Raw genomic sequence first — 13788 nt, forward strand, 5'->3', positions numbered from 1 at the left:
TATTTTTGTAGCGGAGAGAAAACATGTTCTGATTCCTCAGAATTTGACAAATCAATTGATTTAAAAAACTTATTTCAAAAATGTTTTTAAGATTTCCCGCTTGACAAATACAATTAAAAACCAAGTAAGTAAGCCGGCAATAATTCCAATAACTGCCCCCAGAAGGATGTCAAAAGGATAATGAACGCCGAGATAGATCCGAGTGTATGATATGATAAATGCCCAGAGGTAGAGCCATTTCAAAAATGGGATTTTGCCTTTCAGTTTAAGGTTTAAAAATGTGGCAATTCCAAAAGTGTTTGCCGCATGGGAAGAAACAAACCCGAATAATCCGCCACATCTTCCATAATTATGCATGATTCCTTCCCAACGTTCATCATGACAAGGTCTCAAGCGTTCGAAAAATGGCTTCATAAATCCAGAAGTAACTTGATCAGAAATAAGGATAGTCAAAGCAGCTCCTCCTAAGACCCACCAAATCCCCTTGTGGTCAGCACGATAAATAAGATAAATCAGTATCGCATAAAATGGAATCCAAGTGATCGTCTGAGTCAATTGAAATACGATTGGATCCAGCCAATCTGCATGAAAGCTATTCAGCCAAATAAATAACTCCTCGTCCCAATTTTTTAATTGCTGAATCATTTCTCAAAATTTAGCCAATCGATACCTTTTCTTAAATTTTTTTGTGTGAAGTCCTCCATGCTACCTTCAACTACCTCATGCATGTATTCCCAGTTGGCCACAGGAGGCATACTCATTAGAATACTTTCTGTTCTCCCATTTGTGTCCAATCCAAATTTTGTTCCTGCATCCCATACCAAGTTGAATTCTACATATCTTCCCCGCCTCAAACCTTGCCAGGAAACCTCATTTTCCCCATAGGGCAAAGAAGAGTTTTTCGACATAAAGTGTCCATAAACCTCAGGGAAGAGTCTTCCAATCGCCAGACTAAAATCAAGTATTTTTTCAAATCCTTCATCATTCTCAGCTTTGAGCCTATCATAAAAAATACCTCCTATACCTCGGGTTTCATCTCTATGCTTTATGAAAAAGTAGTCGTCTGCCCAATTTTTGAATTTTGGGTAATAGTCCTTTTCAAACCTATCGCAGACTTCTTTGACTTTTTGGTGGAAATAAGATGCATCTGCAGGATCAATGTAATGAGGGGTGAGATCAATTCCTCCACCAAACCAATATTCACCATTATCCATTTCAAAATACCTAATATTCATATGAATGATAGGTACCATCGGACTCTTGGGGTGAATCACGATAGATACTCCGGTTGCAAAAAAATCTGCCTCGTCTAGACCAAGTTTATCCAAAATCTTTTTTGGGGTAGGACCATGTACCGCAGAGAAGGCGATTCCCGCTTTCTCAAGAATCGCTCCGTTTCTGAAGATTCGAGTTCTTCCACCTCCTCCTTCAGCACGATTCCATTTGTCCTCTTCAAAATATCCGCTTCCATCTGCTTTGGAGATTCGCTCGCAGATGTAGTCTTGCATTTGCTGGTAGATTTCAGCGATTTCTTCTTTTGTTTTTCTTGCCATTTCCTTGATATGATGAATTAGAATGGATAACCTATCCCAAAATTAAGAACGGTTTGGCCTTTTACACCAAATGGATTTTTAAGTGATATGTTGTCAAAAACCCATCTTTCGCCTTCAGGCTGGGCTGGGTCAATTGCTTTCGTTGCCAAATCTAACCTTATAACTAAAAAGTCGAAATCCATTCGTAGACCAATTCCAGAACCAACGGCAATTTCTTTATAAAAGCGATTAAAGCGGAAATCTGCACCTGGTCTGGAATTATCCACTCCAATTACCCAGGAATTACCTGCATCTATAAAAAGAGCCATGTCAAAATACCCGATAAGTTTTCGTCGGTATTCAAGCATTGTTTCAAATATCATCTCAGCAGGCTGTTCGACAGGATAATCATAAGGTCCTCTTTCGCCTATTCTTGGAGAGTAACTTCCAGGCCCTAGCCTTCGGGCCTGCCATGCTCTAATGCTTGTACCTCCTCCTGCGAAGAAATACTTTTCATAAGGAAGAATACCATTACTGATACCGTAGGGTTGAGCAATTCCAAAATTAGCTCTGTAAGCTAAAGTCTGCTTTTTGTCCAAAGGGTAATACCTTCTAAAGTCTGCCTGGAATTTGAGCCATTGAAAATTAGCAAATTCAATGTCCTCACTGTTGTCTTTGACATTCAGGAAGTTCAAGCTAGTCCCACCACTTTCAGCAAAAAGGCGGAGGAGTGAGGCACTATTGTTTTTGAAATTACCGTATTGATTGAAGTTAATAATCGACTGTCCCGATATTGAACTGATAAATGAAGGTAAGAATGACCAAATCAGGTTATTGCCTTGACTTTGAAGATCTGTTAGTATTTGAAGAAATTCATCCTGAATCTGAGGTGTTCGAATGTAATTTAGGTCAGCCGCATTGATGGTAAATTGCTGACGGTTGTTTTGAGTAGCCCAAGTGTAAGACAGCAAACCATTCAAGCCACTCCGGGTGTATTCTGGTCTGTTGGTATAGTTGTATCCAATTTGGGTCCTGGTATTTGGGTTGAACTTCCCGAATTTTTGTAGACTCGATTGATAGAATGGGATCAGAAATCTTGGAAATATGACCGAAGCTGAAGTCCCTAATTCTCTACTCTGGTAGACTCCCTGATCGGTAGCTGACGCTACTCCTTCCAGTCCTGCGCGGAAGTTGAATTCCAAAATCTCTCCTGCCCTAAAAAAGTTTCGATTCCGGAGTGAGGCACTGAAGAAAGGACCGGGAAGCTGCTCGGTGATGCTTAGACCAAGCTGGTTAGTCAGTTGATATTTTTGGTTTGGTTGAGTTACGATTTTAGCTAGGAGTGAGGTGCCTAAAGTATCAAAGGAAATATTGATGAATCGAAAAAGATCGAGATTACTCAGTTGTTTCTGCGTCTCAATAAAATCAGAACGCTTATATCGCTCGCCTTTTTGGAAGAAGATTCTTGAGGATAATATTTTTTCAGAATAACGATCTCTATAGAATTCAAAATCAATATTTCTAAAGTTTCGGATTACATTTCTGTCTTCAAAATCTTCAGAAGGGGGATTTACGAAAAAATAAATTGAGTCAATTGTATAGACTTCATGATCCTCTGAAAATGTGGGTTTTAGAATTCTTTGCTCTGCGTTTATTGATTTTTTAGCAGTATCATAATAAAGGTTGTAATCTATAAACCCTTTATTAAACATGAAATACCCGTTATTTTTTAAAAGATCTTCAATCCGATTCCGCTCAGATACAAAAGCATCTTGATCGTAATATTGTCCAACTTTCAAATAAGATTTGTTTTGACTCTGAGCAAGCAACTTTTTGATAGACTCGTTATCAGAATTGGTATAAATGGAATCTATTGTGTAAGGTTTTTTCTCATCAATCAGATAGGTTACTGTTGCTTTTTTCTTTTTAGTCTCAACCCTAAAGTCGACATCTGAGTCTAAAAAACCATGATTATAGAGGTAATTGTCTATTTCAGTTACAGTGAGTTGAGTTTTACCACTATCAAGTTTGGTTACCGGATTTCCAGTCCGCATGAGGAAGTTTCCAAACTCTAATTTTTCCTCATAATCCTTTATTTTGGATTCAAGTTTATCTGCTCTTTTTTGAAGCTTTCTATCTCCTTCGTTTTCCTTTAGTTGAGATTTGGCCTCCTGAAGCTCTATTCTTTTATTTTCAAGCTTATTGGCGACTTTTGCACTATCATAAAAACTTTCGCCTAGGCGGTAAATGGTAACGCCTAAAGAGCTATTAGTCAGTGGGATTCGAGTGTTTGGCTCTGAAAGGAAAAGATTGGAAATAGCCTCTTCATCGGATTTTTCAATTCCTTCCAGCTTATTTTCATAAAGTGCATATTGACCCTCTGGTAGGTTTTTAGTCAATGAACAACTGCCAATTATCCAAAGAACAGTGATAAAAAGTATATATTTGAGGGATTTCAAAATGGAAGAATAAGTCCGAATGCTTAGCAAAAATACAGTTAAGTTTATAAAATCCTTACATCAGAAGAAATTCCGGAATCAGGAACAACGATTCTTTGTGGAAGGTGAGAAAAGCGTGTTGGAGGTACTTAATTCTACTTTTGAAGTAGAACTATTACTTGCCACAGAAACCTTCATTTCTGCGAACCGAGTTTTAATTTCTGAAGCCAAAACAGAGTTGATCCCGGTGACTCAGAAACAACTTGAAGGTCTCGGACAATACCAGAGCAATGATAGTGCCTTAGCTGTAGTCAAACTTAAATCTAATGAGGAATTCAATTATCCTGCAGGAGAATTAGTAATCGGTTTGGATGATGTGCGTGATCCCGGAAATCTAGGGACAATCATTCGGATTGCAGATTGGTATGGAATAAAACATCTGGTTTTTTCGCAGCAAACCGCCGATTTTTATAACCCAAAAGTGATTCAAGCAAGTATGGGTTCTTTTACAAGAGTTAATTTTTTCTATACGGATCTCAAAAATATTTTTGAGAAATGGGATGTTCCCGTATATGGAGCTTTTCTAAACGGTCAAAATATTCACCAAATGACTAAACCTGCTCCTGGAATTATTTTAATGGGGAATGAATCCCAAGGTATCTCTGGCGAATTAGAAAAGTTGGTAACACAGAAAGTGACAATTCCAGGTTTTGGGGCAGCAGAGTCCTTGAATGTGGCAATTGCAACTGCGATTATTTGTGATAATTTCAAGCGACTTCTACCTTGAAAAGTTCGGGAATAGTAGGTCTCCTTAATAAAGTAGGAATAAATGGCTTTTTGCTGGGCTTATTTGCCGCAATATTGCTAGGCTGGCTTTTTCCTCAATTTGGATCATCTGATTCGGGCATTCCCTGGAAGCAAATTATTAATATAGGAATAGGGTTGGTTTTTTTCTTTTATGGAGTGAAACTTGACCCTAAGCAATTGAGATCGGGGCTTCAAAACTGGAAGTTGCATGTACTGATCCAACTTACTACTTTCTTTATTTTCCCACTACTGGTTTTAGGGATTCTCCAAATAGCTCCTTGGATAGAGGATGATTTTAAACTTGGAATTACTTACCTATCAGTTCTGCCTTCGACGGTAAGTGCATCGGTTGTCATGGTTTCTTTAGCCAGAGGAAATATTCCTGCAGCGATTTTTAATGCGAGTATTTCGAGTTTAATAGGTGTTGTGATTACTCCCGCCTGGATGGGGATTCTGGGAAATTCTTCCGGAATGGACCTGGATTTTACTTCCACTTTAGGTGAATTGACTCTCAAAGTACTGCTTCCTGTTTTTTTAGGGATATCTCTTCATAAATTGATTTTTCCAAAACTTGAAAAATATCTTTCAAAATTGAAAATGCTTGATCAGACCGTGATCATGATTATTGTTTATACTTCGTTTGCACAGTCATTTTCGCAGGAGGTTTTTTCGCCTTACCAATTGAGTACGCTTTTTAAAATCAGTTTTTCAATGTTGATTTTATTCTTTTTGATTTGGTCTATCATTGAGATTTTCAGTCGTTTACTTGGATTCAAATTGGAAGATCGAATCACCGCTTTATTTTGCGGGTCAAAAAAATCACTTGTTCAGGGGGTAGTAATCGGAAAAGTAATTTTTCCAGATCCTGCGATTTTGGGTTTAGTATTGCTTCCGGTTATGCTTTACCATATTCAGCAATTAATAGCAGGTTCCATAATAGCAAGTTGGTTTGCTAGAAGTAAAAAAGCCTGATTACTCAGGCTTCAATTCTTTTAAAGATGTTTTTTCGATAATTCTTCGACAAGCTCTATATATGCACTGATTGCTTCTTCTTTGCTTTTTCCCTTATAGTTTAGCCAGCTATTGTATTTGGCTGCTGCTTTGAAATCAAATCCTCCAGGTCTTTCTGTTAGATTGTCACCTTCTGTGGCTTGTTTGTATAAGCCGTAAAGCTTAAGCAAATCCTCATTGCTTGGTTTAGAAGTGAATTGCTGTGTGAGGTTTTTAGCTTCCTCTAAATTTGTAATAGTCATGTTAAACTGGTTTGGGTGTTTTCAATTTCAAAAATGAGTCAAAAATCATTTGTTTACAATTTTGTTAAACAAAAAAAACCAGTCGCTAGACTGGTTTTTAATAAAAAGGAAATTTAAAATTACCTTCTGTTCATAGACACATAATCGCGCTCATTGGCCCCAGTATAAACTTGACGAGGACGACCAATTGGCTCATTATTTTCTCTCATTTCTTTCCACTGAGCGATCCAACCTGGAAGTCTTCCCAATGCAAACATTACAGTGAACATATCGGTAGGAATTCCAAGAGCTCGGTAGATGATTCCAGAATAGAAATCTACATTTGGATACAATTGACGATCGATGAAATACTGATCATTCAAGGCAGCAAACTCCAGTTCTTTCGCGATTTCCAAAATAGGATCATTAACGCCTAGCTTTTCTAGGACATCGTCTGCTGCTTTTTTGATGATTTTTGCTCTTGGATCAAAGTTTTTGTAAACACGATGACCAAAACCCATCAATCGGAACGGATCATTTTTATCTTTTGCTTTGTCCAGGTATTTCTTAGCATCACCACCATCAGCTTTAATTGCTTCAAGCATCTCGATTACAGATTGGTTGGCTCCGCCATGAAGTGGTCCCCAAAGGGCATTAATTCCAGCAGAAATAGAGGCATAGATACTTGCTTGAGATGAACCAACGATTCTTACTGTTGAAGTAGAACAATTCTGCTCATGATCTGCGTGGAGGATTAATAACTTATCCAATGCAGAGGATACAACTGGGTCTACATCATATTTCTCAGCAGGGAGTGCAAACATCATTTTGAGGAAGTTTGAACAGTAATCCAAAGAATTATCAGGGTAATTCACAGGGTGACCCATCTCATTCTTATAAGCCCAAGCTGCAAAAGTTGGCATCTTAGCTATTAATCTGATGATGCTCAAATTTACCTCTTCAATGTTTCTGTTTGGATTCAAAGAATCAGGATAAAATGCTGTCAAAGCACAAATCAAAGAAGATAAGACTCCCATTGGATGCGCATTGGAAGGGAAACCTTCAAGTATTTTTTTGATATCCTCATGCACTAGGGTGTGGTGAGTGATTTCTTTGGAGAAATTTTCGTACTCAGATTGAGTTGGCAATTCTCCATAAATAAGAAGGTAAGAGACTTCAAGAAAAGTGGACTTTTCAGCAAGATCTTCAATTCTATAGCCCCTGTATCGGAGTATGCCTTCTTCTCCGTCCAAAAAAGTAATTGCACTTTTTGTTGCTCCGGTATTTTTGTATCCAGGATCTAGGGTGATTAATCCTGATTCAGAACGTAATTTTGCAATGTCAATTGCAGATTCGTTTTCTGTTCCGGTGATTACTGGAAATTCAAATTCTTGTCCTTTAAAGGAAAGTTTAGCTGATTCAGACATAAATAAATTATTAGTATTGCTCAAAGGGTTAAACCTTAAATAGTGGCCTTAAGTTAACAAAAACACTAAGTTTTTTTAAGTTTAATATGTTGATCGGAAAAATAATCTTACGAAATCATCTTTTTTTCGAAATAAAGTATTCTCAACTTCTTTTCAATTTTGAATGACCAAAGGTTATTTTAACGAGTATTCAATTTTTCCGATTTTTCAAATTAAAAAAAGCCCCGAAGGGCAATTTTTAGTCACAGAAATGTTCGAAAACCTCTACCAAGTGGTCACCAATCATTTTAGCATTTCGACCTTCAATATGATGTCTTTCGATAAAATGAACTAATTCACCATCTTTAAAAAGAGCCATTGCCGGAGAGGAGGGAGGATAAGGTAATACAAGCTCTCTAACTTTCTCTACTGCATCGCGATCATTTCCCGCAAAAACCGTCGCTAATGTTGTTGGCTTTACCTTTGAATTTTCTACGGCATATTTAATACCTGGTCTAGCTGCACCAGCAGCACAACCACAGACGGAGTTTACTACCACCAATGTTGTCCCTTTATGGTCTGGTCCTAGATGAGTAGCTACTTGTTCCGCTGTCCTGAACTCTTCAAATCCTATGGTCGAAAGTTCCGCTCTCATTGGAGCGATTAATTCCTCTGGATACATATCAATTAAGTTTATTTTGTTTTATAGAAATCCTAATTCAAGTTTGGCTGCTTCTGACATCATATCTTGAGCATATGGTGGGTCAAATGTAAGTTCCAGCTCTACGTTATTTATTCCTTGGATTTGCTGAATTTTATCCTTGATCTCAGTGGGAATAAATTCCGCAGAAGGGCAATTTGGAGAGGTCAATGTCATCAGTACGTAAACATTATTTACAGGATAAACTGTGATTTCATAAATCAATCCTAGCTCATAGACATCTACAGGGATTTCCGGGTCATATACCAACTTAATTGCCTGTATGACTTTTTCCTTTAAGCCTTCAATCTGCCCTACGTTATTTTCTTTTTGCTCAGTTTCCATGTGATTAGACATTTTGATTGCTTTGAATGGCTAAAGCAAATAATTTGATTTGCTTCATCATGGCTGCAAAACCATTAGATCTCTGGCTTCCAATGATTGATCCCATTCCGATTCGTTCTACAAAATCAAGTTTTGCATCAAGAATTTCTTCAGGAGTCCGATCATTTAAAACACGGAGCAACAGGGAAATTAAACCTTTGGTGATATCCGTATTGGAGTCAGCCATGTAGTGAACCTTTCCTTCTTGCTCTTCAGCAATCAACCATACTTTAGATTGGCAACCTTTGATGATATTTTCTTCAACTCGGGCTGCTTCAGGATAGGACTCCATTCCTGACCCCAGCTCCATGATGAAGTAGATAGTAGATTCTTTGTCATCCCCAAGGATTTCAAATTCGGAAACTATTTCATCTTGGATCTCAGCAATACTATTCATCATTTATTTTTTATTCTAGCGATTCGGCTTACACCGTCTGCTAATTTGTCAATTTCAGATTTGGAATTGTAAACAGCGAATGAAGCTCTAACAGTTCCTTCAAGTCCTAATCTTTTCATCAATGGCTGAGTACAGTGATGACCTGTTCGGACTGCAATTCCATTTGCATCAAGCATCATACCTACATCATATGGATGCATTTCATTGATGTTAAATGATAAAACACTGACTTTTTCTGGAGCAGTACCAACTGGGATAAATCCTTTTATTTCACTCATCCGCTCATTGGCGTAAGCGAGAAGCTCGTCCTCGTGTGCCTTGATGTCTTTTTTACCCAATAAATTGATAAAGTCAAGTGCGGACTTGAATGCTATTACATCTGCAATATTGGGAGTGCCAGCTTCGAATTTGAATGGAATTTCATTATAGGTGGTTTTTTCAAAAGACACTTCCTTGATCATTTCTCCACCTCCTTGGAATGGAGGCATAGATTCCAGAATTTCTCTTTTTCCATACAAAACACCCAAACCAGTTGGTCCATAGAGTTTGTGCGCCGAAAAAGCTAAAAAGTCACAATCTAATTTCTGCACGTCGATCTCCAAATGACTGGTACTTTGGGCACCATCCAAAAGGACTTTTGCACCAACTGCATGTGCGGCATTGATGATTTTTTGAACAGGATTGATCGTTCCCAGAGCATTCGAGGCATGCACTATGCTGACGAATTTTGTATTTGAAGAAAGCAATTTCTCAAATTCCTCGTAGATGATTTCGCCAGATTCAGTAATGGGAATAATCTTTAAAACTGCCTCTTTTTCCTCACAGAGCATCTGCCAAGGCACAATGTTGGAGTGATGCTCTAAAGTGGAAATGATAATTTCATCTCCTTTTCCAATAAATTTTCTTCCAAAAGTTGCTGCTACCAGATTTATACTTTCGGTAGTTCCTTTAGTGAAAATAATCTCTGCAGCCTCTTTGGAATTGATAAAATCTTTTAAAGTTTCTCTGGTCTCTTCAAAATATCTAGTAGCACGATCGGCTAGTGCATGAGCACCTCGGTGGATATTTGAATTATCATGATTGTAATAGGTGGTCAATGCATCTAGAACAGCCTGAGGCTTTTGAGTAGTTGCTGCATTGTCAAAATAAATCAAGGGATTCCCATGTACTTCTTGATGAAGTACGGGGAACAAACTCCTGATTTTTTCGATATCAAAACTCATGAATGATTATAGTTTAGCACCAAGGCGATCTTCTACCAATTGTGTGCAGTATGTTTTAAAAGCTTCATGCTTAATATGCTCCAACACTTCACCGGCGAATGCATAAAGCAATAGGCCTTTAGCCTGTTGTTTACCGATCCCTCTGGTCTGAAGATAGAATAAAGCTTCTTCGTCCAACTGTCCCGTGGTGCAACCATGTGAACATTTCACATCATCCGCCCAGATTTCGAGTTGGGGTTTTGTGTTAACAACAGCATCTTCTGATAAAAGGATATTGTTGTTTTGCTGGAAAGCATTTGTTTTTTGGGCATCCTGACGGACAAAAATCTTCCCGTTGAATACTCCTCTGGAGTGATCTGCTAAAATCCCTTTGTAAAGCTCGTTGGATTCAGCATGAGGAATAGTATGATCGACATTGGTGTGATTGTCCACATGCGTTTTACCATTGAGAAGGTAAAGTCCATACATATTCCCTTCAGAATTACTTCCGAGCAGATTTAGGCTGAGATTGTTTCTAACCATCTCACCGGAAAGCGAAATTACGACAGAGCTAAATGTAGAATCCTGTTGAATATCGGTTTCAATGTTACTGACTTCTATTGCGTTTGAACCTTCATTTTGCAGTCTGTAATAATGCAAATGAGTATTATGCCCGCCTTTGATTTCTACGACTTTGTTTACAAAAAAAGTAACATCCGTCAGGTTAATCGCTTGTTCGATAAATGTGGCTTCAGCAAAATCACCTGCTTCTATCCAAATCCGAGGTTGAATTACCTGTCCAGCAGAAATCTTGGTAAAATTCATGAACAAGATTGTCTTTTCTAGTTGAATCTTTTTGGGGATACTTATAAAAAGACCGCCTGTAAAAGTAGCTTGGTTGATGGCGCAAAATACGTCTTTCTCAGGCTTCGCAATTTTCCCGATAGGAGTGTCCGAGTTATTTGAAAGTAGGGAGATTTCTATCCCTTCAATTTGAGACGAAACATTTGCCTGGAAATGGCCATTTGCAAAAACGAGAACGTCTCCATCAAACCCCTTAAATAGATTTGAATTAACCATGTCAGGAGTAACCTCAAAAGGTTCTGCCATGGTCACATCGTTGAGCTGCTGTTCCAGCTTTTTGGTGATCGCCGTGAATTTATATTCTTCAGTTTTTGTACCGGGTAATCCCTGGATCTCAAAAGCCTCCTTGGCTTGAGAGCGTGCTGCCTCAAATCCTTTAGCAGGAAAATCGATCAGGCTCCCAATTTTTGTTTGCTTGGTAAGCGTACTCATAAATTTGTTGTTAATTTAAAAATCAGACTGTTGCTTCAGAATCTACGGCTTCTTTGATCCAGTCGTATCCTTTTTCTTCCAATTCAAGCGCAAGCTCCTTTGTGCCTGATTTTACGATTCTACCTTTGTACAACACATGCACATAGTCTGGAACTATGTAATCCAATAATCTCTGATAGTGAGTGACAACGATCGTGGCATTGTCTTTTGATTTCAACTGATTGACTCCGTTTGACACAATTTTCAAAGCATCAATGTCAAGACCTGAATCAGTTTCATCCAAAATAGACAGTTTTGGCTCTAACATAGCCATTTGAAAAATTTCGTTTCGCTTCTTTTCTCCACCGGAAAATCCTTCATTTAAAGATCTGCTGAGAAGTTTCTGATCAATCTCAACGAGCTTCATTTTCTCCTTCATTAGAGTCAAAAACTTAACAGCGTCCAAAGGATCAAGTCCACGATACTCTCTCACTTGGTTCACAGCCGTACGAAGAAAGTTTGTTGAACTTACACCTGGAATCTCAACCGGGTATTGAAATGCTAAAAAGACGCCCTCTCTAGCCCGATCTTCCGGTGAATATTCGAGTAAATCTTTTCCGTTGAAAATTACTTCACCATCGGTTACCTCATATTCTTCGCGACCTGCCAAAACAGATGCAAGAGTAGATTTCCCTGAGCCATTTGGCCCCATGATGGCGTGAACTTCACCAGCTTTTATTTCCAGATTGATTCCTCTTAAAATAGGCGTTCCTTCGATGGAAGCGTGTAGATTTTTTATACTTAACATTTTTCTATTTTTTCAATTTTTACTATTCCGATTTTGAATCAGAAAATTATCCAACTGATCCCTCCAGGGTTAATGCGAGAAGTTTTTGTGCTTCTACCGCAAACTCCATCGGTAATTGATTCAATACTTCCTTGGCATAACCATTTACGATCAATGCTACAGCGTCTTCAGTCGCTATTCCTCTTTGATTGCAATAGAAAATTTGATCTTCACCGATTTTAGAAGTCGTAGCCTCATGTTCAACTTTTGCAGTAGGATTGTTTATATCGATGTATGGAAACGTATGAGCACCACAACGATCTCCCATCAATAATGAGTCACATTGAGAGAAGTTTCTCGCATTGGTAGCACGCTTCATTACCTGAACTTGTCCACGGTAAGAATTTTGTGATTTACCCGCAGAAATACCTTTTGAAACAATTCTTGATTTGGTGTTTTTTCCAATATGAATCATTTTGGTTCCGGTATCTGCCTGCTGATAATTGTTTGTTACAGCTACAGAATAAAATTCACCTATTGAATAATCACCTTTAAGGATGCATGATGGGTATTTCCAAGTCACAGCAGAACCAGTTTCTACTTGAGTCCAAGATATTTTTGAATGGTCTCCTGCGCAGATTCCTCGCTTTGTAACGAAATTGTAAATTCCACCTTTTCCATTTTTATCTCCTGGGAACCAGTTTTGTACTGTGGAGTACTTTACTTCAGCGTGAGTTCCGGCATAGATTTCAACCACTGCTGCGTGAAGTTGATTTTCATCTCTTTGAGGAGCTGTACAGCCTTCAAGATAACTGCAATACGATTCATCTTCAGCTACAATTAGAGTTCGCTCAAATTGTCCGGTATTTGCTGCATTGATCCTGAAATAAGTGGAAAGCTCCATCGGGCAACGCACCCCTTTAGGGATATAGCAAAAAGATCCGTCCGAAAATACTGCCGAATTTAATGCTGCATAGTAGTTATCCGTCATTGGCACCACAGAACCCAAGTATTTCTTTATTAAATCAGGATGCTCTTTAACTGCTTCAGAAAATGAACAAAACACAATTCCGAGTTTACTCAGTGTGTCCTTAAAAGTTGTGGCTACTGAAACTGAGTCAAGAACAGCATCGACTGCAATCCCCTGAAGTCGCTTTTGCTCATTTAAGTTAATTCCGAGTCTTTTATATATATCCAAAAGTTCTGGATCTACTTCATCCAAATTTTTTGGTTTTTTGGTCTGCTTCGGTGCTGAATAGTACCTAAGCCCCTGAAGGTCGATTTTAGGGTAGTGTACATTTGCCCACTTTGGTTCTTCCATAGTTAGCCAAGTGCGAAATGCTTTTAATCTCCATTCCAAAAGCCATTGTGGCTCTTCCTTTTTAGCAGAAATCCATTGAATGATGTCTTCGTTCAGTCCTATAGGAGCTTCATCAGCTTCATAATTGACTGACCAGCCATGCTCATATTCTTTTGAAGTGAAATCTTCTAAAATCTGATTGTCTTTGCTCATGTTTGCAGAGTTATTTAGACTAATTACAATTTAACTGCAAATGTATAACTTCTAATGAATTTATAATGTTTACAGCTACTTGATTTTTCTATTGCTTATACAATTTCCCTATCTA

14 protein-coding genes are annotated in these 13788 nt (G+C 38.3%); 2 read left to right on the forward strand and 12 right to left on the reverse strand.

Going from position 1 to position 13788, the window contains the following annotated elements:
* Positions 1–69 precede the first annotated feature (69 nt).
* From BVC88_RS17955 to tamL, 3 genes are read right to left on the reverse strand one after another with little or no spacing between them, the layout of a single operon-like run.
* Entirely contained in the window at positions 70–645 is a 576-nt protein-coding gene (locus BVC88_RS17955) for a phosphatase PAP2 family protein (RefSeq protein WP_075352100.1), read from the reverse strand.
* Complete coding sequence (hemF, locus tag BVC88_RS17960) at positions 642–1553, reverse strand: oxygen-dependent coproporphyrinogen oxidase (protein ID WP_075352101.1); 912 nt, start codon at positions 1551–1553, stop codon at positions 642–644. Before hemF ends, BVC88_RS17955 begins: the two co-directional genes overlap by 4 nt.
* 17 nt (positions 1554–1570) lie before the next feature.
* The gene (gene tamL / locus BVC88_RS17965) at positions 1571–4021 is read right to left on the reverse strand and encodes a translocation and assembly module lipoprotein TamL (RefSeq protein ID WP_449353817.1); all 2451 of its coding nucleotides are present in this window, start codon (positions 4019–4021) and stop codon (positions 1571–1573) included.
* Here tamL and BVC88_RS17970 point away from each other — a divergent pair.
* Positions 4011–4757 carry a TrmH family RNA methyltransferase gene (locus tag BVC88_RS17970; RefSeq protein ID WP_075352102.1) on the forward strand — a complete coding sequence of 249 codons (747 nt, stop codon included), beginning with the start codon at positions 4011–4013 and terminating at the stop codon, positions 4755–4757. The two genes, tamL and BVC88_RS17970, sit on opposite strands and share 11 nt — an antisense overlap.
* Positions 4754–5749 (forward strand): bile acid:sodium symporter family protein, encoded by a 996-nt coding sequence (locus BVC88_RS17975; RefSeq protein ID WP_217694772.1) that lies wholly within the window; start codon positions 4754–4756, stop codon positions 5747–5749. The genes BVC88_RS17970 and BVC88_RS17975 overlap by 4 nt, the downstream gene beginning before the upstream one ends.
* A 20-nt stretch (positions 5750–5769) precedes the next feature.
* Here the strand turns inward: BVC88_RS17975 and BVC88_RS17980 are convergent, their stop codons facing one another.
* The 9 genes from BVC88_RS17980 to sufB form a co-directional block, all read right to left on the reverse strand.
* The gene (locus tag BVC88_RS17980) at positions 5770–6030 is read right to left on the reverse strand and encodes an acyl-CoA-binding protein (RefSeq protein WP_075352103.1); all 261 of its coding nucleotides are present in this window, start codon (positions 6028–6030) and stop codon (positions 5770–5772) included.
* A 119-nt stretch (positions 6031–6149) separates the two neighbouring features.
* Positions 6150–7436 (reverse strand): citrate synthase, encoded by a 1287-nt coding sequence (locus BVC88_RS17985; protein WP_075352104.1) that lies wholly within the window; start codon positions 7434–7436, stop codon positions 6150–6152.
* Between the two features lie 238 nt (positions 7437–7674).
* Positions 7675–8097 (reverse strand): BrxA/BrxB family bacilliredoxin, encoded by a 423-nt coding sequence (locus tag BVC88_RS17990; RefSeq protein ID WP_075352105.1) that lies wholly within the window; start codon positions 8095–8097, stop codon positions 7675–7677.
* 21 nt (positions 8098–8118) lie between these two features.
* Positions 8119–8472 (reverse strand): iron-sulfur cluster assembly protein, encoded by a 354-nt coding sequence (locus BVC88_RS17995; protein WP_245803678.1) that lies wholly within the window; start codon positions 8470–8472, stop codon positions 8119–8121.
* Positions 8465–8896 (reverse strand): SufE family protein, encoded by a 432-nt coding sequence (locus BVC88_RS18000; RefSeq protein ID WP_075352146.1) that lies wholly within the window; start codon positions 8894–8896, stop codon positions 8465–8467. The genes BVC88_RS17995 and BVC88_RS18000 overlap by 8 nt, the downstream gene beginning before the upstream one ends.
* A complete protein-coding gene (locus BVC88_RS18005) occupies positions 8896–10119 on the reverse strand; it encodes a cysteine desulfurase (RefSeq protein WP_075352106.1) in 1224 nt (407 codons plus the stop codon). Before BVC88_RS18005 ends, BVC88_RS18000 begins: the two co-directional genes overlap by 1 nt.
* A gap of 6 nt (positions 10120–10125) precedes the next feature.
* Positions 10126–11394, reverse strand: coding sequence for a Fe-S cluster assembly protein SufD (gene sufD, locus BVC88_RS18010; protein WP_075352107.1), 1269 nt, complete (start codon positions 11392–11394; stop codon positions 10126–10128).
* A gap of 22 nt (positions 11395–11416) precedes the next feature.
* Positions 11417–12181, reverse strand: coding sequence for a Fe-S cluster assembly ATPase SufC (gene sufC / locus BVC88_RS18015; RefSeq protein WP_075352108.1), 765 nt, complete (start codon positions 12179–12181; stop codon positions 11417–11419).
* Positions 12182–12227: 46 nt separating this feature from the next.
* Positions 12228–13673: a Fe-S cluster assembly protein SufB gene (gene sufB / locus BVC88_RS18020; protein ID WP_075352109.1), complete on the reverse strand. Its 1446-nt coding sequence runs from the start codon at positions 13671–13673 to the stop codon at positions 12228–12230.
* Positions 13674–13788: the final 115 nt, after the last annotated feature.

This window comes from Algoriphagus marinus (assembly GCF_001936475.1).
Lineage (GTDB): Bacteria > Bacteroidota > Bacteroidia > Cytophagales > Cyclobacteriaceae > Algoriphagus > Algoriphagus marinus.